General features: G+C 43.7%; 22 protein-coding genes. 17 read left to right on the forward strand and 5 right to left on the reverse strand.

Annotated features, from left to right (window positions below; all coding sequences use genetic code 11):
• Nucleotide 1: 1 nt before the first annotated feature.
• The 5 genes from K08M4_RS05490 to K08M4_RS05510 all read right to left on the reverse strand — a co-directional run bounded on the left by K08M4_RS05490 (nucleotide 2) and on the right by K08M4_RS05510 (nucleotide 5,473).
• Entirely contained in the window at nucleotides 2-1,507 is a 1,506-nt protein-coding gene (locus K08M4_RS05490) for an inactive transglutaminase family protein (RefSeq protein ID WP_086049127.1), read from the reverse strand.
• Nucleotides 1,508-1,524: 17 nt separating this feature from the next.
• Entirely contained in the window at nucleotides 1,525-2,265 is a 741-nt protein-coding gene (locus tag K08M4_RS05495) for an ATP-dependent zinc protease family protein (protein ID WP_086049128.1), read from the reverse strand.
• A gap of 265 nt (nucleotides 2,266-2,530) precedes the next feature.
• Complete coding sequence (gene cmoB, locus K08M4_RS05500; RefSeq protein WP_086049129.1) at nucleotides 2,531-3,502, reverse strand: tRNA 5-methoxyuridine(34)/uridine 5-oxyacetic acid(34) synthase CmoB; 972 nt, start codon at nucleotides 3,500-3,502, stop codon at nucleotides 2,531-2,533.
• Nucleotides 3,503-3,720: 218 nt separating this feature from the next.
• On the reverse strand, nucleotides 3,721-4,449 hold the full coding sequence (gene cmoA / locus K08M4_RS05505) for a carboxy-S-adenosyl-L-methionine synthase CmoA (RefSeq protein WP_017105755.1): 729 nt from the start codon (nucleotides 4,447-4,449) through the stop codon (nucleotides 3,721-3,723).
• A gap of 139 nt (nucleotides 4,450-4,588) precedes the next feature.
• Nucleotides 4,589-5,473, reverse strand: a complete 885-nt coding sequence (locus tag K08M4_RS05510; RefSeq protein ID WP_086049130.1) for a DUF72 domain-containing protein — start codon at nucleotides 5,471-5,473, stop codon at nucleotides 4,589-4,591.
• Nucleotides 5,474-5,789: 316 nt separating this feature from the next.
• Here K08M4_RS05510 and aspS point away from each other — a divergent pair, with 316 nt between their 5' ends.
• From aspS to K08M4_RS05595, 17 genes are all read left to right on the forward strand, one after another.
• Nucleotides 5,790-7,568: an aspartate--tRNA ligase gene (aspS, locus tag K08M4_RS05515; protein WP_086049131.1), complete on the forward strand. Its 1,779-nt coding sequence runs from the start codon at nucleotides 5,790-5,792 to the stop codon at nucleotides 7,566-7,568.
• A 169-nt stretch (nucleotides 7,569-7,737) separates the two neighbouring features.
• Nucleotides 7,738-8,259, forward strand: coding sequence for a crossover junction endodeoxyribonuclease RuvC (ruvC, locus tag K08M4_RS05520; protein WP_086049132.1), 522 nt, complete (start codon nucleotides 7,738-7,740; stop codon nucleotides 8,257-8,259).
• A 176-nt stretch (nucleotides 8,260-8,435) separates the two neighbouring features.
• A complete protein-coding gene (gene ruvA, locus K08M4_RS05525) occupies nucleotides 8,436-9,047 on the forward strand; it encodes a Holliday junction branch migration protein RuvA (RefSeq protein ID WP_017062079.1) in 612 nt (203 codons plus the stop codon).
• 103 nt (nucleotides 9,048-9,150) lie between these two features.
• Complete coding sequence (gene ruvB / locus K08M4_RS05530; protein WP_009846372.1) at nucleotides 9,151-10,167, forward strand: Holliday junction branch migration DNA helicase RuvB; 1,017 nt, start codon at nucleotides 9,151-9,153, stop codon at nucleotides 10,165-10,167.
• Between the two features lie 553 nt (nucleotides 10,168-10,720).
• Nucleotides 10,721-12,307 (forward strand): cytochrome ubiquinol oxidase subunit I, encoded by a 1,587-nt coding sequence (gene cydA / locus K08M4_RS05535; protein ID WP_009846373.1) that lies wholly within the window; start codon nucleotides 10,721-10,723, stop codon nucleotides 12,305-12,307.
• 13 nt (nucleotides 12,308-12,320) lie between these two features.
• Nucleotides 12,321-13,457, forward strand: coding sequence for a cytochrome d ubiquinol oxidase subunit II (gene cydB / locus K08M4_RS05540; protein WP_009846374.1), 1,137 nt, complete (start codon nucleotides 12,321-12,323; stop codon nucleotides 13,455-13,457).
• A gap of 31 nt (nucleotides 13,458-13,488) precedes the next feature.
• Nucleotides 13,489-13,596: a cytochrome bd-I oxidase subunit CydX gene (cydX, locus tag K08M4_RS05545; RefSeq protein ID WP_000270284.1), complete on the forward strand. Its 108-nt coding sequence runs from the start codon at nucleotides 13,489-13,491 to the stop codon at nucleotides 13,594-13,596.
• Nucleotides 13,589-13,891 (forward strand): cyd operon protein YbgE, encoded by a 303-nt coding sequence (gene ybgE, locus K08M4_RS05550; protein WP_086049133.1) that lies wholly within the window; start codon nucleotides 13,589-13,591, stop codon nucleotides 13,889-13,891. Before cydX ends, ybgE begins: the two co-directional genes overlap by 8 nt.
• 172 nt (nucleotides 13,892-14,063) lie before the next feature.
• Nucleotides 14,064-14,501: a tol-pal system-associated acyl-CoA thioesterase gene (gene ybgC / locus K08M4_RS05555; protein ID WP_017104273.1), complete on the forward strand. Its 438-nt coding sequence runs from the start codon at nucleotides 14,064-14,066 to the stop codon at nucleotides 14,499-14,501.
• Entirely contained in the window at nucleotides 14,491-15,174 is a 684-nt protein-coding gene (gene tolQ / locus K08M4_RS05560) for a protein TolQ (RefSeq protein ID WP_009846377.1), read from the forward strand. The genes ybgC and tolQ overlap by 11 nt, the downstream gene beginning before the upstream one ends.
• 3 nt (nucleotides 15,175-15,177) lie before the next feature.
• Complete coding sequence (tolR, locus tag K08M4_RS05565; protein WP_086049134.1) at nucleotides 15,178-15,621, forward strand: protein TolR; 444 nt, start codon at nucleotides 15,178-15,180, stop codon at nucleotides 15,619-15,621.
• Nucleotides 15,622-15,634: 13 nt separating this feature from the next.
• The gene (gene tolA, locus K08M4_RS05570) at nucleotides 15,635-16,702 is read left to right on the forward strand and encodes a cell envelope integrity protein TolA (protein WP_086049135.1); all 1,068 of its coding nucleotides are present in this window, start codon (nucleotides 15,635-15,637) and stop codon (nucleotides 16,700-16,702) included.
• Between the two features lie 12 nt (nucleotides 16,703-16,714).
• Nucleotides 16,715-18,067: a Tol-Pal system beta propeller repeat protein TolB gene (tolB, locus tag K08M4_RS05575; protein WP_009846380.1), complete on the forward strand. Its 1,353-nt coding sequence runs from the start codon at nucleotides 16,715-16,717 to the stop codon at nucleotides 18,065-18,067.
• A 111-nt stretch (nucleotides 18,068-18,178) separates the two neighbouring features.
• Nucleotides 18,179-18,721, forward strand: coding sequence for a peptidoglycan-associated lipoprotein Pal (gene pal, locus K08M4_RS05580; RefSeq protein WP_009846381.1), 543 nt, complete (start codon nucleotides 18,179-18,181; stop codon nucleotides 18,719-18,721).
• Nucleotides 18,722-18,754: 33 nt separating this feature from the next.
• Nucleotides 18,755-19,537 (forward strand): tol-pal system protein YbgF, encoded by a 783-nt coding sequence (gene ybgF / locus K08M4_RS05585; protein ID WP_086049136.1) that lies wholly within the window; start codon nucleotides 18,755-18,757, stop codon nucleotides 19,535-19,537.
• A gap of 210 nt (nucleotides 19,538-19,747) precedes the next feature.
• Nucleotides 19,748-20,809, forward strand: coding sequence for a quinolinate synthase NadA (nadA, locus tag K08M4_RS05590; RefSeq protein WP_086049137.1), 1,062 nt, complete (start codon nucleotides 19,748-19,750; stop codon nucleotides 20,807-20,809).
• 908 nt (nucleotides 20,810-21,717) lie between these two features.
• Nucleotides 21,718-23,778, forward strand: a complete 2,061-nt coding sequence (locus K08M4_RS05595; RefSeq protein WP_086049138.1) for a TonB-dependent receptor — start codon at nucleotides 21,718-21,720, stop codon at nucleotides 23,776-23,778.
• Nucleotides 23,779-23,784: the final 6 nt, after the last annotated feature.

Below are 23,784 nucleotides of genomic sequence, written 5' to 3' on the forward strand. Positions count from 1 at the left end.
CTTAGTCCTCCGCTAGCGGTTTAAAGCGACGAAGCTCAGTTAGGCGGTAGCCTGTGTAGTTACCTAGTAACAAGATGGTCGCTAGAATAACAAGCTGTAAACCAATAAAGTTGAACGTTAAGTGTTGAATGAACGGGTTAGTCATACCTAAATAAACAAGCACCGCGGTAAATAGAGAACCACCACCTTGTAGCACTACCTCTTTCGCCCCTTCTTCTTCCCAAAGGATAGACATACGTTCGATAGTCCAAGACAAGATAATCATTGGGAAGAACGTAATTGATAGGCCTTCTGTAAGTCCGATTTTAAACGCGACTACAGTAAATATCGAGATAATCATAATTACTGTAATAATTACGGCGGATATCCTGGCCACGAGCAATAGGTTGAGTTTGGATAAGTAACTTCGTATTACAAGGCCGGTACCGACAATCAGTAGGAAGCCAACAATACCGGTAACCAACTGTGTTTGAACGAATGCCACGGCAATCAGAACGGGCATGAACGTACCAGAAGTCTTAAGACCTATGATGACACGTAGGAACACAACAATCAGAGCCCCGATAGGAATCAGCATGATGGTTTTAAACATCGCTTGCTCTTCTAGCGGCAGACTATGAATGGAAAGGTTTAACAGTTGATCCGCTGATACTTTACTGTTGGTTGCTTCAGTTGGAGTAACTTCCTGAGCTATCATAGAGAAGTGAACTTTACTGTTCTGACCGCCAACCACGTCTAATAGAGATACATTTGATTCATCCCAAATTAGCAGGTTTGGTTGAACTTGCTGCTCGCTAGATTCAGGAGAGAATAGAACCCACTGGTTATTATCCCAAATTTGGTTCATGTGTTGGATTGATTGGCGACGACGTCCGTCTTCCAGTTCAATAACACCGACGACTTTGTTGTGGATTTTAGCGGCAGAAAGTAGCTTGTGTGTCGCTTCGACTTTGGTCATGTTATTCAGAATCAGCGCTGAGTTTTGGCTGTCTGGATCGTTAAGCGTTTTGATTAACTCACGAGTAAAGGTGATGTTGTCTGCTGAGCGCTTGGTTGCTCTGTCAATCAAAGCAAGGGCCGCGGCTTCTTCAGGACCATCAAAGCTTGGTTGAACCACATCACCTTCTGGAGGTGTTGAGGTAACGTTCGCTTGGCTATCGACTAAGAACTGTGTCTTGTAGTAGATAGTCTGCGGACCGTCTGCGTGACGAATTGACCACTCAGCACGGCGACCTGAATCTGTATTCAAGTATGAAATGCCGTAGCCTGGTGATGAAGCTGACTCGCCGATAAGTGTAAAGTTAGACTGTGTGTGAGGTGCGGCTAGTGAAACTTTTGCTTCTTTGCCCACTGCATTGAATTCGATACGAGCTTCAATGTCCCAAACCTGATTAGTTTCACCTGGAGTCCAGGGTACACCGTAGGTTGTATGTCTGAACATACTCAGTGTTATACCCGCTACGATGAGCAGGAAAATTGAGATATAAAATGGAATTCTTGACGTCATAGCTTACCCTACTATTGTTATTTAACTTCCGTTTGTACGTATCTTTTACTTACATCTACTAGCGCTATGTCTTTGATAAATTCGCGCCCTAGTAATACAGGGTGACTCATTTGAGAGCGATCCGCCAATGTAAATTGCGCTTTTTCATGGATTTTTCCAACTTTCACCCATAATTCAATCACAGCTCTACGTTCTGTCTGATCATTGGTTGATTGGCGAATTTTCACAAAACGAACAACGGGTGCTTCAATCCATTTTTGGTCTTCTTTTGCTTGTGCTTTATCTGCCAAATGGAACTTAACCCAATCTTTACCATTACGTTCGAATTCTTTGATGTCGACAGCATTTAAAGAAGAGGTGGTTGCGCCAGTATCAACACGAGCATCGAAGCTTTGCTTGATAGAGTCGATCGATACTTTTTCAATACCGCCTAGAATAGTTGGTTGTGAGGTTGGAGCGATAGGTGCGGCTACAACTGCAACAGGGTCAGCTTCTTTTAGTTCATCAATAACTCTGTGTTCCATGCTGGTTAGGTGGACATCTAATTGGCTAGAAAGAGTCGTGATTTCGTCTTCTAAGCTTTCAATATAGTCACTTTGATTACTTATCTGCAGTTCAAGATTTTGAACCTTGTTTGCGATGTTTGTCTCTGAGCGGGAAATAGCGTCGAGAGTTTCTTGATGGTAGGTAGCACCGCTCGTGAGGGTGCAACCAGAGAGCAAACCAACCGCCACGATAGGCGATAATCGCTTAAACATATAAAAACCTTTGAAAATTAGAGAATAGTTCAGACTATTTAGAAGTTTATCCCACAAAAAAGGATGCGTGAAGCATCCTATTGTAAGAGTCTGGTCATATTGAATCGCAATGTGAGCGCTACGAAAATTATTGCCACTTAAGGACGCTCACTTATTAAGCGTGAGCGCAACTTTTGTACAATTAATTCTCTTTTTTATAAAAACTCCCACATATAAATAACGGTGGCTGGATGACGACAGAGCTTATGGTTTTGTGTAGCAGAGCTTAAGGCTTTGTCGCTACTAGAATCGCACGTCTTGGTGCTGGGTGACCTTCAACTGTTTTACTTGGATCATTCGGGTCCAAGTAATCTGGAAGAGAATTGTGTGTCATCCAATCTGTTGTGCGTTGTTCACCAATAGTCGTGACATTTTCATCAACGATTCGAACGTCTTCAAACCCAACTTGCTCAAGCCAGCGTTTCAGTGCACGAGCAGATGGGAAGAAGTACACGTTTCTCATTTGCGCGTAGCGGTCAACAGGCACAAGTACAGCGTTTTCGTCACCTTCAATCACTAACGTTTCAAGCACTAACTCGCCACCAGATACCAACTGGTCTTTCAATTGGATCAAATGATCGAGCGGTGAACGGCGGTGGTAAAGCACACCCATGCTGAACACAGTGTCGTAAGCTTCTAGCTTTGGCAGTTGTTCAATACCTAAAGGTAAAAGGTGAGCGCGTTGATCATCGCCCATCAGCTTACGGATAGCTTCAAACTGAACCAAGAAAAGGTGGGAAGGATCGATACCTACGGTCAGACGAGCTCCTTCACCTAACATACGCCACATGTGGTAACCATTACCGCAACCTACATCGAGTACAGAACGGTTTTTAAGCGGTGAAATATGCGGAAGTACACGGTCCCATTTCCAGTCACTGCGCCACTCCGTATCGATATGAATATCGTGAACGGTGTAAGGCCCTTTCCTCCATGGGTGGAAGGTCTTCAACAAGCTTTCTAGTTTTTTAAGCTCGCCAGTGTGAAACGGTGTAGAGCTGCCAATCGTTACTGAGTTTTTCAGGTCAACTTGGTCTGGCACACTTTCTGGGATCTTGTTTAGTGCACGTATCCAACGGTCGAAGTCACCATGCTCTGCATTTTTCCAATCTGTCAGCTGTTGAGGAAGAACATTAAGCCACGGCTGAAGGCGAGTGTCTTGGGCAATGAGTTGATAAAAATTGGCAAAATTAAACATAGTTTTTCACTGAGTTAATAGGGTCAATAAACCCCAAAATAAAAATTAAATTTGTCATTCCCTGCAGTGAGGGACGAACATGGAAGAGAATCTCGGTTTATCGTTTTGATAAGAGTTTCCCAACTCGCGTGTTCCTCACTCTGAGGATGACGTTCTAGTACGTGCTAACTGTGTGGCGACTGTTACTTAATCGAAAATATCTAATTTATCGCGAACATCTACTTTATCGCGAACATCGAACCAAAGTTGAAGCATTGGAACCACACTTCGCTGCTTGAGAAGCCAATCTTTTCAAAACGCTGCTTATGAACTGGAATCGAGTCAGGACGCATCACATTTTCGATAGCGCTGCGTTTTTGGCTGACTTCAAGCTCGCTGTATCCATTTGCACGCTTGAAATCATGGTGCAGATCGATAAGAAGTTCATTTGAACTTTCATCTTCAAACACAAACTTTTCTGACAGAATCAAAATACCGCCCGGACGTAATCCAGCATGGATCTTTTCAAGCAGCGCGTAGCGGTCGTCTGGTGATAAAAACTGTAAGGTGAAGTTCAACACAACAACTGAAGCGTCTTTAATCTCGATTTCACGGATATCAGCTTCGATGACTTCGACTGGCGTATCGCTTCGGTAGGCGTTTACATGCAGCTTACAGCGTTCAACCATGGCTTCCGAATTATCGACAGCAAAAATCGTACAACCTTCTTGCTGGATGTGGCGGCGCATAGAAAGTGTCGCAGCGCCAAGAGAGCAACCCAAATCGTAGATGTTTGAGTGCGGTTTTACGAAGCGTTCAGCCAACATGCCAATAGCAGAGATGATATTGCTATATCCAGGAACCGAGCGTTGAATCATATCTGGGAATACTTCAGCAACCCTTGCATCAAAGGTGAAATCACCAATTTTATCAATGGGAGCGGAAAAGATATTGTCTTTGTTGCTCATTGCATTCTCTCTCGACAGTCAGCGTAATTGGCACAGAATTCATACCAAATAAAAGGGGACGTATTTTACGTAAAAAAATCGCTTGTGTCACGAAAACTGAGATTGATGAAAGTGAACGCTTGTTAGTAGTTGTTTACTATCAAAACATCGAGATTTGATGGTCGCCTTTTTGAGCAGGAAACTCCGCCAAATTAGGCAAGGTTATCTTTGTGTGTTCAGCAGCTTGCGTCTGTAATTGCTTATAGATAGCAATAGCCAACTCAGGGGCGTGATTGTTGTCTGGTGTGTGAATCATTAAATAAGGCTGCTTACCTTCATTTAACCAAGTTGGTAATTTCGCGAACCAAGGTTTAAAGAAGGCCAGATTGGGTTCCTGATCTGGATGACCAATAAAACGAACCATCGGATTGTTTGCCGTCGCAATGGCATGAACGGGAACGCGCGGCTTTTTCTGATGCGCATCGATCACCGCTTCTGTGGTTGGTGGTGCAGAGAAAACAGGGCGACTATCCATGATAATACGATTAATGCCTTCTTCAACCAGCCATTGATTGAAGCGTTTTTCTGCGTCGCCTTTGTCAAAGAAACCCAAGTGTCGAACTTCGACGCCAAGCTGCATATCTTTCGGGAATAATGTACAAAATTTTTGCAGGGCAGGGAGCATGCTGGGTTCGAAGCTATGGGGCAATTGAATTGTCCATTGACCAATACGGCTATGCAGTGGAGACATAGTCATCAAGAACTCTTTGAGTTCCCCTTGGCAATGTCTGAGTTGTTGCTGGTGGGTGATGAACTTGGGTAACTTAAAAGTGAACCTGAAATCATCGTGACTGGCGGCTTTCCAGTTATGAACTGTCGACATACTTGGCGTAGCGTAAAAGGTCGTGTTGCCCTCAACGGTATGAAAAACTTGTGTGTACCTTTCTAAGCGTTCAGCAGGCTTGGTTCCCTTGCCATAGAACTGACTTTGCCACTCAGAGTGAGACCACATGGTTAATCCAAGTCTTAAAGGTAAAGTTTCCATCGTCATTACACCGTTAGTCGTTACGCCATTTGTCATCACAAAAAGTTTTTAAGTTGAAATGAAAAACTACTGTACGAGAGTTTTGCTGATTAAGGTACTTTCGAGATATAATTAGCGCAATTTTTTCGGTTTTGATGAATCTTTGCGCACTTGATGGGCTAAAAAGCAGCAAAGCCAGATAAAACACAATAAATTCGAATGTGGAAGGTCGATTTTAAGCGAGTTTCCGCGTATAAATGTTCCTTTGCTCTGTTGTGTGGAATGACCACTGACAGCTTGGAAATTAGTAAATAATTAAGAGATTGGGAAATTCATTATGCGTACCCATTACTGTGGTAACCTGAACAAGTCCCTGGCGGGACAAACTGTAGAATTGTGCGGCTGGGTAAACCGTCGCCGTGATTTAGGCGGTCTTATCTTTATCGATATGCGAGATCGTGAAGGCGTCGTTCAGGTTGTTGTCGATCCAGATATGAAAGATATCTTCCCGATCGCTAACCAACTGCGTAATGAATTCTGTATCAAGTTTACTGGTGAAGTACGCGTTCGTCCGGACAGCCAAGTAAATAAAGATATGGCGACGGGTGAAGTAGAACTTTACGCGACTGGTCTAGAGATCATCAACCGTTCAGAAGCGCTTCCACTAGACTTCAACCAAACGAACTCTGAAGAGCAGCGTCTTAAGTACCGTTACATCGATCTTCGTCGTCCAGAAATGAGCGACCGTATCAAGCTTCGTGCGCGTGCTTCTAGCTTCGTTCGTCGTTTCCTAGACGAGAACCTATTCCTAGACATCGAAACGCCAGTACTAACGAAAGCGACACCTGAAGGCGCTCGTGACTACCTAGTACCAAGCCGTGTTCACAAAGGTAGCTTCTACGCACTTCCTCAATCTCCTCAGCTGTTCAAGCAACTGCTGATGATGTCTGGTTTTGACCGTTACTACCAAATCGTTAAATGTTTCCGTGATGAAGATTTACGTGCTGACCGTCAGCCTGAATTTACTCAAATCGATATCGAAACATCTTTCATGACTTCTCAAGAAGTGCGTAACGTGACTGAGAAGCTTGTTCACGATATGTGGAAAGAACTTCTAGATGTTGAACTAGGTCAATTCCCAGTAATGCCTTTCTCTGAAGCGATTCGTCGTTTCGGTTCTGATAAGCCAGATCTACGTAACCCACTAGAGCTAGTCGACGTTGCTGACTTGGTTAAAGACGTTGAGTTCAAAGTATTTTCTGGCCCAGCTAACGACGAAAAAGGTCGCGTAGCGGTTATCCGTGTTCCAGGAGGTGCTAAGCTAACTCGTAAGCAAATCGACGGTTACGCTGAACACGTAAACATTTACGGCGCGAAAGGCCTAGCTTGGATGAAGGTTAACGACCGTGCTGCAGGCATGGAAGGTATTCAATCTCCAGTTGCTAAGTTCCTAAGCGAAGACGTAATCAACGGTATTCTTGAGCGCACTCAAGCTGAATCTGGCGATATCATTCTATTCGGCGCAGACAAAGCGGGCATCGTTGCTGAAGCAATGGGCGCACTTCGTATTAAGCTAGGCGATGACCTAGAGCTAACGGACAAGAAAGCGTGGGCTCCACTTTGGGTTATTGATTTCCCAATGTTCGAAGAAGATGGCGAAGGCAACCTACACGCTATGCACCACCCATTCACATCACCACTTGGTGTGAGCGCAGAAGAGCTAAAAGCAAACCCAGCAGCAGCTAACTCTGATGCATACGACATGGTAATCAACGGCTACGAAGTCGGCGGCGGTTCGGTACGTATCCACAGCGCAGAAATGCAAACGGCTGTATTCGGTATCCTAGGTATCGAAGCTAAAGAACAACAAGAGAAGTTCGGTTTCCTACTTGAAGCGCTTAAGTACGGTACGCCACCACACGCAGGTCTAGCATTCGGTCTTGACCGTCTAGCTATGCTTCTTTGTGGTACAGAGAACATCCGTGACGTTATCGCATTCCCGAAAACAACAGCTGCAGCATGTCTATTAACAGACGCGCCAAGCCTAGCAAACCCAGCATCACTGGAAGAGCTAGCAATCGCTGTTAAATTGGCAGAGAAGAAAGAGCAAGCGTAAGCCTATTATCTTTCTCGTTGATGAAGAGATCCTAGTTGATAGAGAGCTCTGAATTAATTAGCCAAGATTTGTGATTAAATTAGAAAATGCCCGTTAATTTGACGGGCATTTTTTTTTGCGTTCGATATACTAAGCTGAAAAGTATGTATAAATAATCAGTATTGAAGTTATGTCTATTATCTTAGGGATTGACCCTGGCTCGCGTATTACCGGCTATGGCGTGATTCGTCAAAATGGTCGCCACCTATATTATTTAGGTAGTGGCTGTATTCGTATGTCAGAAAAAGAGCTACCGGGTCGACTAAAACAGATTTACGCCGGCGTAAGCGAAATCATCACCCAGTTTCAGCCGGATGTGTTTGCGATCGAGCAAGTTTTCATGTCGAAGAACGCTGACTCTGCACTTAAGCTTGGACAAGCTCGTGGTAGTGCGATTGTGGCAGCGGTGAATGCGGATTTACCTGTACATGAATATGCGGCTCGTTTAATTAAGCAAGCTGTGACAGGAAATGGCGGTGCTGATAAGTCGCTGGTTCAGAACATGGTGATGAGCATGCTTAAGTTACCTGCTAAACCACAGGCTGATGCTGCCGATGCGCTAGGCGTAGCGATCACTCACGCTAACACCAATAAAACCTTGGTTGCATTGGCAGGTAAAGCAACTGGCGCAAGAAAAGGGCGTTACCGTTAATCTAGGTCGTGGCGTTTTCTAAAACCCTGAGCCATGTGTTTTCCAAGCTTATAGTTTTCCAAGCATGTAGCTCTCCAAGCCCAAATTATTCACTTCAAAAAACACAAAGAACTGGATAAGTATCCAGTTCTTTTATATTCTGTTCCCCAAATAATATTCCATCAAGAGAGTGAATTGTGATCGGACGTCTACGCGGTACATTAATAGAAAAACAGCCACCAGAGTTACTAATTGAAGTGAGTGGTGTTGGCTATGAAGTTCAAATGCCAATGAGCTGTTTTTATGAATTACCAAACGTGGGCGAAGAGGCGATAATCTACACTCACTTTGTCGTTCGTGAAGATGCGCAGCTGCTTTATGGTTTCAATACAGTTAAAGAGCGAGCGTTGTTCCGTGAAGTCATCAAAGCAAACGGTGTGGGTCCTAAGCTCGGACTTGGCATACTTTCAGGCATGACGGCTAGCCAGTTTGTTCAGAGTGTTGAACGTGAAGATATCTCAACATTGGTTAAACTGCCGGGTGTTGGTAAGAAAACGGCTGAGCGTTTGGTTGTTGAAATGAAAGACCGCCTGAAAGGGTGGGGCGCAGGTGATCTGTTTACTCCTGCGACAGATGCTGCACCTATTGACTCTATGCCGACAGTCCACGACGCTGAAGAAGAAGCGGTAAGTGCACTACTTGCATTAGGTTACAAGCCGACGCAAGCTTCTAAGGTGGTTTCTCAAGTGGCTAAAGATGGCATGACCAGCGAACAGTTGATTCGCGAAGCTCTGAAATCGATGGTTTAATACCTCATATACTCGTTCTACAAAACAGATTCATTCACTTTGCCTTTACACAGGGTCAAGAAGCGCATCGTCAAGAAGCGCATAGTTAGGAATATCAGAATTTATGATTGAAGCCGATCGCCTTATTGCACCGGACAACCCAGTATTCAAAGATGAAGATGTCATTGATCGTGCAATACGCCCTAAAGCACTGGCTGACTATCAAGGTCAGGATCACGTCCGTGGTCAGATGGAAATTTTCATCAAAGCAGCACAAATGCGTAATGAGGCGCTCGATCATCTGTTGATATTTGGTCCTCCAGGCTTGGGAAAAACCACATTGGCAAACATTGTTGCTAATGAAATGGATGTGAACATTCGTACCACTTCAGGACCTGTATTGGAAAAAGCAGGTGACTTGGCGGCATTGCTGACCAACCTTGAAGAAAATGATGTTCTATTCATTGATGAGATCCACCGCCTTAGTCCTGTGGTTGAAGAGGTTCTGTATCCGGCAATGGAAGATTACCAATTAGATATCATGATTGGTGAAGGCCCAGCGGCACGTTCTATCAAGATCGACCTTCCTCCTTTCACTTTGATTGGCGCAACCACTCGTGCTGGTTCACTGACATCGCCGTTGCGTGACCGTTTCGGTATTACTCAGCGTCTTGAGTATTACAAAGTTGAAGATTTGCAAAACATCGTTCAGCGAAGTGCTGATTGTCTTGGTCTTTCTATGGAATCGCAAGGGGCGTTAGAAGTTGCTCGCCGAGCACGTGGTACGCCACGTATTGCTAACCGTTTACTGCGCCGTGTTCGTGACTATGCGGAAGTGAAAGGCGATGGACATATTTGCCCAGAGGTTGCTGATAAAGCGCTAAACATGTTGGATGTCGATGCTAAAGGTTTCGACTACATGGATAGGAAGCTTTTGCTTGCGATTATGGAGAAGTTTGGTGGTGGGCCGGTTGGTATAGACAACATGGCTGCGGCGATTGGTGAAGAAAGAGATACCATTGAAGATGTGTTAGAACCTTACTTGATTCAACAAGGTTATCTACAAAGAACGCCAAGAGGTCGAATCGCGACCGACAGAGCGTATTTGCACTTCGGCATAGATAAACCGTCTAATCGTTAATTTATTCATTTTTAAAGATCCCAGTTGCATAAGCGCTGGGATTTTTTGCTTTCTACTGAATAACAACTCTTTGAGCGAGTCGATAAAAAAGCTGAATAGCTACGCCTCAAAAATGAAAACTTTGTTTTCACGTTTGATTTGAGTAACAAAAAGTGAAATAAGTTGTCATGTTTTTTGTTAACACTTTATGGGTAGTTGTAATTCATATGTTGATGCGGTGCTTCGCTTTTGTCACAGATATCATATGCTGCTATTAATAGAGACATAATTGGTGTGATTTTAATCATAACTGTTCAAAAATAACTCTAATTTGCTTGAATAAAATTGATACAAATCAAAGCAAGGTTCTCCTATAAACCTTTTGAAACATACTGATTTTACCAGTAATATTAGCGGCAGCTATATTAGCTCATGCTTAACAATAATCTAACTATAACGGTACGTTTTTACTACAAATTCCAACTTGTAATAACAACTTCACGAATTGTTTTAACACGGATTTTTGCGGTGAATAATCACACAAGTGTCATTCAGCCGACACAAAGGAGTTACCATGATTGATGTTGTTGATCTGTCGCGATTGCAATTTGCATTTACAGCGATGTATCACTTCCTATTTGTTCCACTGACTTTAGGTATGGCATTTCTACTTGCCATTATGGAGTCAGTTTATGTAATGACTGGCAAGCAAATTTACAAGGACATGACTAAGTTCTGGGGTAAATTGTTTGGTATTAACTTTGCTCTTGGTGTAGCGACAGGCTTAACCATGGAGTTCCAGTTCGGTACTAACTGGTCATACTATTCTCACTATGTTGGCGACATCTTTGGTGCTCCGCTGGCTATCGAAGCGCTTGTTGCATTCTTTCTAGAGTCTACTTTTGTTGGTCTTTTCTTCTTCGGTTGGGACAGATTGTCAAAGCGTCAACACTTAGCGGTAACGTGGTTAGTAGCACTTGGTTCTAACTTCTCTGCGCTTTGGATCTTGGTAGCTAACGGCTGGATGCAAAACCCAGTGGGTGCGGAATTTAACTTTGAAACTATGCGTATGGAAATGGTGAGCTTCGCTGAAGTTGTACTAAATCCAGTAGCACAGGTTAAATTCGTACACACAGTAGCGTCTGGTTACACAACGGGTGCAATGTTCATCCTTGGTATCAGCTCATACTACATTCTTAAAGGTCGTGACCTAGCCTTTGCTCGTCGCTCTTTTGCGATTGCAGCATCTTTCGGTATGGCGGCAATCTTGTCAGTTATCGTGCTAGGTGATGAATCTGGTTACGAACTTGGCGAAGTTCAAAAAGTGAAGCTAGCAGCTATTGAAGCTGAATGGCACACTGAAGAAGCTCCAGCCGCATTCACGGTATTTGGTGTTCCAAACCAAGAAACCATGCACACAGACTACGCAATTAAGATCCCTTACGTTATGGGTATTATTGCAACACGTTCTTTTGATACTGAAGTAACAGGGTTACGTGACTTACGTGACGATCACGTTGATCGTATTCGTACTGGTATGTATGCGTATGAGTTACTTGAAAAGCTACGTGGCGGTGATCGTTCAGAAGAGAACAAAGCGGCATTTGATGAAGTAAAAGGTGACCTAGGTTACGGACTGCTTCTTAAGCGCTATACAGACGACGTTGTTGATGCAACAGAAGACCAAATCCAAATGGCTGCGGATGATTCTATCCCAACAGTTTGGCCTCTGTTCTGGTCATTCCGTTTGATGGTTGCTTGTGGCTTCATCATGCTGTTTGTATTCGGTGCGGCGTTTGTTCAAACGTGTCGTCAGAAGATCGAACAGAAACCATGGGTACTTAAAGCGGCACTATTCTCAATTCCACTACCTTGGATTGCGATTGAAGCAGGTTGGTTCGTTGCTGAGTTTGGTCGTCAGCCATGGGCGGTTGGTGAAATCCTACCGGTTAACGTTGCTGCATCAGCACTGACTATTGAACAGCTTTGGACTTCTCTATTCGCGATTCTTGCACTGTACACAGTGTTCTTGATTGCTGAAGTTTACCTAATGCTGAAATTCGCACGTAAAGGTCCAAGTAGCTTAAAGACAGGCCGTTACCACTTCGAACAAAACGATAACTCTGTTGAAGACAAAGTTAGCCGTTCAGTCGAAGTATAAGTGAGGGAATATTATGTTTGATTACGAAAGCTTACGACTTATTTGGTGGGTATTGATCGGTGTTCTACTGGTTGGTTTCGCCGTAACTGACGGCTTTGACATGGGTGTTGCTGCTCTGTCTCCTGTTATCGGTAAGAGCGACACTGAACGTCGTATTATGCTAAACACGATTGCCCCTCACTGGGATGGTAACCAAGTTTGGCTTATCACTGCGGGTGGTGCATTGTTTGCTGCATGGCCGCTGGTTTACGCAACGTCTTTCTCTGGTTTCTACTTTGCAATGTACGTGACGTTAGCTGCACTTTGGTTACGTCCGCTTGCTCTTGATTACCGCTCTAAGATTGAAGAGCCAAAATGGCGTAAAGCTTGGGACTACGCACTTTGCTTTAGTGGCACAGTACCACCAATCATCTTTGGTGTAGCATTTGGTAACTTACTGCAAGGTGTTCCATTCGAACTGAACTACCTGATGATGTCTAAGTACCATGGCACGTTCTTCGCTCTGCTAAACCCGTTTGCATTGCTATGTGGCGTGTTGGCGCTGATGTTGTTCGTGATGCAAGGTGCAACATGGCTTCAAATGAAGACAACAGAAGAACTGCACAGCCGCGCTCGAAACGTTGCTCAGATCACTGGCCTAATTGCTATTGCTCTATTCGTTATCGGTGGCTTCTGGGTTCAGTCTATTGAAGGCTATGTAATCACAAGCACGATAGACACGTTTGCTGATTCAAACCCACTAAACAAAGAAGTATCACTTCAAGTTGGTGCTTGGATGACAAACTTCGAAACGTATCCAGCAATGTGGGCTGCGCCGATTCTTGGTGTAGTAATGCCACTACTTGCTGTGATTGCATCTCGCTTTGAGCGTGGTGGTTTCGCATTCTTGTTCTCAAGCCTATCTAACGCTGGTGTTATTTTAACGGCTGGTTTTGCAATGTTCCCATTCGTAATGCCATCAAGCCTGAACCCTAACCATAGTTTGACTATGTGGGATTCAACAGCAAGTGAGCTAACGCTTGGTCTTATGACTGGAGTTGCGGCGGTAATGGTTCCTGTGATTCTTGGCTACACAACGTGGACATACTACAAAATGTTCGGTCGTCTAGATAAGAAACACATCGAAGATAACGACGTTTCAGCTTACTAAGCTAGAAGTTAAATAACTTAGGAGAAATTTTATGTGGTATTTCGCATGGATTTTGGGTGTACTTCTAGCATGTGCATTCGGCATCATCAATGCTCTATGGTTAGAGCATTCAGAAATGATGGATAAAGACAGTGAGTAATCTCGCAGAGCAAATCGCTAAACTGCATCAACCAATGGATAAAACTCTTTTAAGAGCTTTATCTTTAGTATTGGGTTTCATGCATGTAGGTTTAGTGATGTGGGAACCTGAAGCGTATGCGACAAGCATCGGTGGCTTTAACGCGATCATCGGGCCTATGTTCATTTGGGCAGTATGCTCAAGCATGGTTTACGGTATCGGATTTAAGCCAAGAGCTTGGATGTGGCAGCTACTGTTTAGTCCGTATGTTTCACTCACCATTTTGCTCTACCTAACGGTGCTGCGCCTTTTATAAAAGGCAAAGGATTTAGGTTCAGAACGACGTGAACCTTTATGCTTGTTGGGTTTTTAGCCAAAAAGAGGTCATCTTATACAGATGGCCTTTTTTTTCGTCTGTTAAATCAAAAAATTCACAGCGATATACTATTAATGATAAGGAGTTAGGTTATAGTGAGATCTTTATCGTTTTGAATTGTGGTATCAAATTGCAGGGATTATCTAAGCCATTTACGTGGCCAGTGACAGTGTATTACGAAGACACCGATGCAGGTGGTGTTGTATACCATTCAAACTATCTTAAGTTTTTCGAACGCGCTCGAACTGAGATGTTGCGCTCAATTGGCGTATCTCAGCAAGTCTTGTTAGAACAAAATATCGGTTTTGTAGTCCGACATATGGACATCGATTTTATTCAAGGTGCGCGCCTGGATGATTCTTTACAAGTCATTACAAATATTTACGAGTTGAAGCGAGCTACCTTGGTCTTCTGTCAAGAGATCGTAAATCCTGATGGCAAAGCATTGTGTAAAGCAATGGTTAAGGTAGCATGTATCGACAATCAAAAAATGAAACCCAAAGCAATGCCAACATTTATTCTCACGGAGCTAACGAATAGTGACTGCTGAAATCTCAATCTTAGGCCTAATTTTAGAAGCTAGCTTACTAGTTAAGATGGTCATGCTAATTCTCATGGGCATGTCTGTTGTATCTTGGGCGATGATAATTAAACGAAGCAAAGTATTATCTCAAGCGACTAAACAAACTGACGTGTTTGAAGATAAGTTCTGGTCAGGCGTTGATCTCGCTAAATTGTATCAAGAGAGCAACAAGCGCAAAGACGAACTCTCTGGTACTGAAGAGATTTTCTACGCAGGCTTTACTGAGTTCGCTCGCCTACGTAAATCAAATGCAGCGTCTCCAGACTTCATTATGGAAGGTACCGGACGTGCAATGCGCGTAGCGGTTGCCCGTGAAGTAGACGAGCTAGAAACCAATTTACCTTTCCTAGCAACGGTCGGTTCTATCAGTCCATACATCGGATTGTTTGGTACCGTTTGGGGCATCATGCACTCATTCATCGCATTAGGTGAAGTGAAGCAAGCGACATTAGCAATGGTTGCTCCTGGTATTGCAGAAGCACTGATCGCGACAGCAATGGGCCTGTTTGCTGCTATTCCAGCTGTAATGGCGTATAACCGTTTTAGCAGCCGTGTGGGTAAGTTAGAGCATAATTACGCGACTTTCTCTGAAGAGTTCCATAGCATTCTTCACCGTCAAGCGATGGCTGGCAGGGAATAACCGATGGCCGGATACCAACCTAAAAAACGCAAAATGACAGCAGAGATTAACGTTGTACCTTACATCGACGTTATGCTTGTTTTGCTGATCATTTTTATGGTGACTTCTCCGTTTGTCACTCAAGGCGTAGATGTTGAATTGCCTCAGGCTTCAACGGCTAAGTCGGCACAAGATCTCTTAGGTGACGACAACGCGAGTTTCATTATCGTTGAAGTGAACAAAGACGGCGAACTTGGTTTGAGTGTGAATAACGAAGAGGTTCAGCGAGGCTTGTCTCTGGAAGATATTATCGTCCGAGTGAAGGCGGAACTGTCTCTGAAGCCAAATTCTCCAGTGGCAGTTGGCGGTGATGCCGCAACGCCTTACGCTGAAGTGGTTATATTACTTGATGAATTAAGCCGTGCAGGTGTGCCAAAGGTTGGCCTTTTAACGGATATAAGGGAATAGCTCCGTAGCATTCATGAAAGCGAATAATAAAAAATCCAATAATTTTAGGTCACCGCTTCTTATTTCTCTTGGGCTGCACGTCATGCTATTCGTTGCGCTCATTTGGGGAGCGGATTTCACAATGTCAGAACCAAAGCCGACAGGGCAGATGGTTCAAGCTGTGGTGATTGATCCTCAGTTGGTTCGCCAGCAAGCTCAACAGATTCGTCAACAAAGAGAAGCGGCGAGCAAAAAAGAGCAAGAGCGTTTAGATAAACTAAGACGTGAAAGCGAACGACTTGAAAAAAATCGTAAAGCTGAAGAAGAAAACATTCGAAGGCTGAAAGAAACGCAAGCGAAAGAAGCCAAAGCGGCTCGCGAAGCGGAAAAGCGTCGAGTTGAAAATGAAAAGCAACGTAAAGTTGAAGAGACGCGCTTAAAACAAGAGAAAAAGAAAGCCGCGAAAGCAGAAGCCGATCGTAAGTTGAAAGAAGCCGCGGTTGTGAAAGCAGAAAAACAACGCAAGGCAAAAGAAGCGGCCATTGCTAAAGCTGAACAAGAACGCGTGGCGAAAGAAAAAGCCGCGAAAGAGGCCGCTGAAAAAGCTCGTAAAGAAAAAGAAGCCGCTGAACGTGCTGAGAAACAACGTATAGCGAAAGAGAAAGAAGCGGCAGCCGCAGCAGAAAAAGCCCGTAGAGCGAAAGAAGCTGCAGCAAGAGCGGAGAAAGAGCGTAAACAGCAAGAAGCGGCATTGAACGATATTTTTGCTGGGCTTGAAACTGAAGCGACTCAAAACTCTTCTGCAAGACAGCAGTTTATTAGTGATGAAGCGCAGCGTTATGGTGCTATCTATACTCAACTGATCCAACAGAACCTGTTGTTAGAAGACAGTTATCGAGGTCGCTCATGTCGAGTAAACCTTAAGCTTATTCCAACGGGCTCTAATGCGATATTGGGTAGTTTGAGCATCTTAGATGGTGACAGCCGTTTATGCGCGGCAACCAAGCGTGCGGTGGCACAAGTGCAATCTTACCCGTTGCCTAAAGACCCAGACATTGTGAAATCACTGAAAGACATTAACTTAACTGTATCACCAGAGTAAAAGGACGAACTTGTGTTAAAGAAACTATTACTGAGTTTTGTTTTCTTAATAGCTACAAGCAGCCAGTTTGCCCATGCGGCACTGGAGCTGGTTATTACAGACGGTATTAACTCTGCACGACCTATCGCTATTGTCCCTTTTCGTTGGGAAGGCGCAGGACCATTGCCGCACGATGTATCAGCAGTTATCGCTTCTGACTTGCAACGAAGTGGTAAATTTAGCCCAGTTGCGACAAGTAAAATGCCTCAAACGCCTTACAGCGAAACCGAGGTGAACTTTGATGCTTGGACTAACCTAGGCGTTGATTCCTTGCTAACAGGTAGCATCACTAAAAATGCCGAAGGGCAGTATGTGGTGAACTACCAACTGATCGACATTGTTCGTGGTCAACTGACTAAAGGGCAAAGCCGTGCACTAAGCGATGAAGGCCAATTAGTACTTTCTAAAGATCATGTGCTGTTCAACAAGAAAGCGACAGTGCCTGGTAAACGCTTGAGAGAGTACGCACACCGAATCTCTGATTTAGTGTATGAAGAGCTAACGGGTGAGAAAGGGGCGTTTCTAACGCGTATTTCTTACGTAGTTGTGAACGACAAAGACAAATACCCGTACCAGCTTCGCGTTGCTGATTATGATGGCTTTAACGAACGTTTAGTACTTCGTTCTAAGCAGCCTCTTATGTCTCCGGCATGGTCTCCTGATGGTAAGAAGCTTGCGTATGTGAGTTTCCAAAATGGCCAAGCTGAAATATTCATTATGAATATTTATACGGGTGAGCGCGAGAAAGTGACGTCATACCCTCGTCATAATGGTGCTCCAAGATTCTCGCCAGATGGTAAAACATTGGCGTTGGTATTGTCGAAAACAGGTAGCCTTCAGGTGTACACTCTCGACCTTGCTAGCCGTAAGCTGACTCAAATTACCCGCGGCCGTTCTAATAATACTGAACCATTCTGGCACCCAGATGGCAAGTCTCTAATTTTCACATCGGATCGTGGTGGTAAACCACAGATTTATAATGTAAATTTGTCAAATAATTCGACATCTCGTATTACTTGGCAAGGTAGCCAAAACTTAGGTGGTCAGATAACCCCTGACGGACGATTCCTGATCATGGTCAATCGTAGCAACTCAGGTTTTAACTTGGCTAAACAAGATTTGGAAACCGGTGCGGTTCAGGTGCTAACAAAAACATTGTTAGATGAATCTCCAAGTATTGCACCGAATGGAGGTATGGTGATCTATAGCTCTATTTACAACAAAACAAATGTACTATCGATGGTTTCTATCGATGGTCGTTTTAAAGCTAGATTACCGGCAACGAACGGACGCGTAAGAGCACCTTCGTGGTCACCGTTTCTCTAGTTTATTTGATACATTCTTTTAGCTATTGATAGTGTTAACTATTGTGGCATTTAACTATCTATAGCACTTAGTCGCTGTAGAAACTAAGTTTGATAACGTAAGGAAAAAAAGATGCAACTTAACAAAGTTCTTAAAGGCTTGATGATTGCACTACCAGTGATGGCAGTAACGGCATGTAGCTCAACTGATGAAGCAACTTCTGCAACATCTGGCACAGAAAGCAACCAAACTACTTCTGGTTCAGAAGGCAACGTAGATACAACTGTTGTAACGCCAATTGACGCTAACGGTCAACTGTCTGAGCAAGAGCTTAAAGAGCAAGCGCTACGCGAAACTCAAACAATCTACTTCGCATTCGATAACTCTACTATCGCAGGCGACTACGAAGAAATGCTTGCAGCTCACGCAGCATACCTAGTTAAGAACGTTGATATGAACGTTACTGTTGAAGGTCACGCTGATGAGCGCGGTACTCCTGAGTACAACATCGCACTTGGTGAGCGTCGTGCACAAGCTGTAGCGAAATACCTACAAGCTCTAGGTGTTCAAGCAGACCAAATCTCTATCGTAAGCTACGGTGAAGAGAAGCCACTTCTTCTAGGTCAATCTGAAGATGTGTACGCTAAAAACCGTCGTGCAGTACTAGTTTACTAATTTTAGTAGGCTATATAATTGAGGAATTGCCTCATGTTCAGTAACACAAAGCGAGTCATTTTGCTTTCGTTACTGGCAAGTGCAGCGAACACTACGTTCGCTGCACCAGCTCCAGTATCCGATCTCAATAGCACCGCAACAAATTCAACATCTTCCTCTCGATCAGCATCTAACGAATCAGATATTGAGCGTTTAGAGCGCTTGCTTCAAAACCGTAATCTCGTTCAGCTTCAAATGCAGCAGCAAATCGACGACATGGCACTGGAGATCAGTGAACTTCGTGGTGAGCTGGAACGAAACAGCTACGATATGAAACAAATGCTAGAGCGCCAACGTGAACTGTTCATTGAACTGGACCGCGTGAGAGGCGAGGTGAAAGCAGCAGGAACAGCAACGGTAGCAGTAGCGGCGAGCGAAGGCTCTAAAGATGCTTCTGGTACGTTCAGTACTGATGTTGATGAGCAAACCGCTTATCAAAATGCTGTAGATATGATTCTAAAGCAGCGAGACTATACGGGTGCGATCGCAGCATTCCAAAAGTTTCAAAAAGACTTCCCAGACTCTACCTTCACGCCTAACACCCATTATTGGTTAGGTCAGCTTTATTTCGCTAAAAAGCAAGATAAGGAAGCTGTGAAGAGCTTTGCCGCTGTTGTGTCATACAAAGACTCTAACAAGCGCTCTGATGCTCTGGTTAAGCTTGGTGACATAGCTACGCGTAACAATAACGCGACGCAAGCTAAGAAATATTACCAACAAGTCGTAACCGAGTACCCAAACAGTGCTTCGGCTAAAGTGGCTAAAACCCACTTGTAAAACAAAATAGGGGTGCTCAGGTACCTCTTTTTTATATCTGGTCACTTCCATTTTGTGTCTACTTCTCTTCTTTGTAATGCCAACGCATTGCTTTGTTTATGCGTTTTAAGCATTAGTTAGTCATCGCTTGAAACCAATCCTTTTTGATCCCAATCGCTGTCCTGTGTAGAATACTCTAATTCTCGGAAGAAGTTGCGTAGAGCAAGAGCAATGAGTCATATACTAGATAAAATCGATACAGTTTACCCGTTTCCGCCTAAGCCAGTTCCACTGAGCGATGCTCAGAAGCAGGCCCACATCGCAAACATCGAAACACTACTTCAAGAAAAAGATGCAGTTCTAATTGCACACTACTACACAGATCCTGAAATTCAGGCTCTAGCTGAAGCAACTGGTGGTTTTGTTGGCGATTCATTAGAAATGGCTAAGTTTGGTAACCGCCATTCGGCAAGCACTTTGATCATCGCTGGCGTTCGTTTTATGGGGGAGTCTGCAAAGATTCTTACACCTGAAAAACGCATTCTAATGCCAACACTAGAAGCTGAATGTTCTCTTGACCTTGGCTGTCCTGCAGACAAATTTACAGAATTTTGTGATGCTCACCCTGATCATACAGTGGTTGTATACGCGAATACCTCTGCGGCTGTTAAGGCTCGTGCAGACTGGGTAGTTACGTCGAGCATCGCTTTAGAAATCGTTGAAAGCCTAGACGCTGAAGGCAAACCCATTATTTGGGGCCCAGACCGTCACCTAGGTTCTTACATCGCAAATCAAACTGGCGCTGACATGTTGCTTTGGCAAGGTGAGTGTATTGTTCATGATGAGTTCTCAGCTGATGCTTTGAAGAAAATGAAATCAGTATACCCAGAAGCGGCTATTTTGGTTCACCCAGAATCACCAGCAAGCGTGGTTGAACTTGCTGACGCTGTTGGTTCAACAAGTCAACTGATCAAGAAAGCAAAAGAGCTGCCTCATCCACAGATGATTGTCGCGACAGACAAAGGTATCTTCTTCAAAATGCAGCAACTGGTTCCTGAAAAAGAGCTGATTGAAGCGCCGACAGCAGGTGCCGGTGCAACTTGTCGAAGCTGCGCGCACTGTCCTTGGATGGCAATGAACGGCCTTGAAGCGATTGAAAATGCGCTTGAGAATGGTGGCGAGCAACACGAGATCTTCGTTTCTGACGAGCTACGAGTGAAGTCCCTTATCCCATTGAACCGCATGCTAGATTTTGCCGAGCAGCTTAACGTGCAAGTGAAAGGCAACGCTTAATATAATGACGTGAGGTTATAAATGATCCAATATTTATAACTAGCAGTCTTTATAATGTGGTGCATTTATCATCATTAAAAAACCAGCCGCAGTGCTGGTTTTTTTGTATCTGAATATTAGCCTCTATCTAGTCTGACTAGTAGCTGCTGTTTGCATTAGATATGTACCAATCGTAGCAAATACCACTATTAGTAATAGCTATCAATTTATAAGTCCTGATTTTTATGGCCATGGTACGTCTGAGACAGAGTGTTCACGAGCCAGTATCAGCGAGATGGTCAGTCCGCACGAGCGCTTTAGGAGGAGAGCAATATTCGATTATTGGTGTCAGTGATAGCGGAATTGCAGGCTACCGCTTAACTGTTCATGAGATGAGTAGGATTACCTACTCAGCCTGCTAATCATTTACTAAAGTACCTATCTAAAGATCTAAACTCTGTCTTAGATTAATTCTGCATAAGCTTAATGCTGTCTTATTTTTTTAATTTTTGTTTCAACCCTCCTTCATGAATAGGGCATCTCGTTAGGTGCTCTAACCATCAAAAATCAGAATGCCAAATTCAAGCTAATCGATAAAATGATAATTATTATCAATATCAAATGAGAATGCTTTACATTTAAATATGCAACCGATAAAGTACGATTGAAAATTCGTCAGGTCATTGAAAGGAAAATCATTTTTCAATTTATTCGTTGAGTGATTTTAAGGTTTGTTCAATGTGACGGTTTTCAGTCGGAATTTTGGCTCATGTATTAAAGCAGTGGTCAATAAGGAGCTAAGGAAGTACAGCTGATACTCGTTTTGAGTTGTTGCGTTTTCAACCTTTTGAATGTCTTCCCTAGTTTTCCTTATAAATGCCGTTACATGAGTCAACCTAAAGTTAATGCTTAATCAAGGAGAATTTTAAATGAGAGCATTACGCCCCGCGGCAGTGGATGAGCTAGGAAATAGCAAATTCAAACTACGCACTTTATCTGCAATCATCATGGGACTTTGTGTCAGTGGTCAAGCTGTTGCAGCGACAAACAATAATAATGAAACTACCGCTAACGAAGAAAAAACTACTTTTGAAGTTACCGTGTATGGCGAGAAAATAGAACGTTCGATTTATGATACGGGCTCAAGCGTGCATGTGTATGATGAAGATCGTATCGCGAGTACTCCAGGCGCATCTGAGGTCGATGACTTGCTGCAGCTAACACCAAACATTGTAGATTCAGGTCAGGGTAATAACCTACCATCGATTCGTGGTGTTGATGGTTCAGGCCCTTCATTCGGTGGTCTTGCTGCCTTTGGTGGATCTACGCCAAGGTTGAACCTTTCAATTGATGGACGTTCACTCAGCTATTCTGAAGTTGCGTTTGGCCCTCGATCTTTATGGGATATGCAGCAAGCGGAAATTTATCTTGGACCGCAAAGCTATGTTCAAGGTCGAAATGCGTCTGCGGGTGCTATCGTTTTAAAATCCAATGATCCGACTTACGATTTTGAGACCAAAGTTAAGGCTGCTATTGGTCAGCAAGACTATTCTCAAACCGCTGCGGTTATCTCGGCGCCAATACTAGAAGATCAACTGGCCTTCAGATTGAGTGTTGATCAACAAAAGCGCAGTAGTTATGCAGACCTTACTGCGTATGAACCTGTCGGTGACCCTAATCGCATTGAAATGACGACAGCTCGTGGTAAATTTTTGCTAGAGCCAGCGGGCCTTCCTGGGTTCAAAACCACGTTGACGATTGCCCATATGGATACCGTGGGACCTCAATCGGAATCTCAACAAACAAAGATCAATAGAGCTGTTTACGAAACTCAGTCAACAAGCGGCATTTGGGATGTATCTTATGACATCTCAGATACGTTAGTGTTCGAAAATAATTTGATCTACACCGATCGCACTTACGACCGAATCACTGACCCTGCAGGCAGAAAGCAGGATTTCAAATCCAAAGGTAATGAATTCCAAATAGAGCCTTTGGTTCGATTTGATTCCCTTAGCGAAGATCTCTCTGGTTTGTTTGGTTTACGCTACTTCAAATCTGAAGATGACGATGTATTTGAACAGACTGGGTCATCTATACCAATGGAAGGCAAAAACCGTGCTATGTCGGCATTCGCTGAAGTGACGTACTTGGTGATGCCGAGCATCGAAGTTGTAGCGGCAGGGCGATTCGAACGCGAAAGCAAAAAACGCTATGTTGCCCCGGGTCGTTTTGGCTTAGATTATGATGAAACATCAAATGTATTCCTTCCTAAGCTTGAAGTTGCCTATAAGCCTGAATCAGACCAAACCGTGGGTATCCGAGCAGCTAAGGGCTTTAACTCTGGAGGTGGCGGTGTTGGCTTCAATAACAAAACGTGGGCATTTTCTTCATATACGTATGAAGACGAATACGTTTGGAACTATGAATTCTTCACTCGCCATAGTCTGCTAGATAATGAACTTGAGTTAACAACTAACGTCTTCTACAACGACTACGATAATTTCCAAGTACTGGAGACTTCGTCAAAAGGTGATGTGAAAGTTGATAATGTTGATGAAGCATATACTTACGGTGCAGAACTAGGAAGCCGTTGGTTAACGACATCTAACTTAGAACTATTGGCTTCACTTGGTTTGTTGAAAACAAGCTACAAAGATCATGCTAATAGCTCAAAAGAACTCGCTCGAGCCCCTTCTTTGACGGCAAGCTTCGGTGCTTTATACATGTTTGCTGAGAATTTCGAATTGAGTGGTAATGCGAATTACACTGGAGATTACTTCAGTGACGTTGAAAACTCAGCTAACCAGAGTATTGATGCTTACTGGGTTGCAAATGCACAAGTTGCCTATGTGTTTACTAACGGACGTATGTCTTTATTCGCTACAAACTTGTTTGATTCTCAAAAAGAAACATTCAATTTCGGTGGAGATGATATTACGAAGCAAGCACCTCGCCAAATTGGTGGTTCAGTAGAATTGTACTTCTAATCGGTT

Origin of the sequence: Vibrio syngnathi, from assembly GCF_002119525.1 — a bacterium.
Taxonomy (GTDB): domain Bacteria; phylum Pseudomonadota; class Gammaproteobacteria; order Enterobacterales; family Vibrionaceae; genus Vibrio; species Vibrio syngnathi.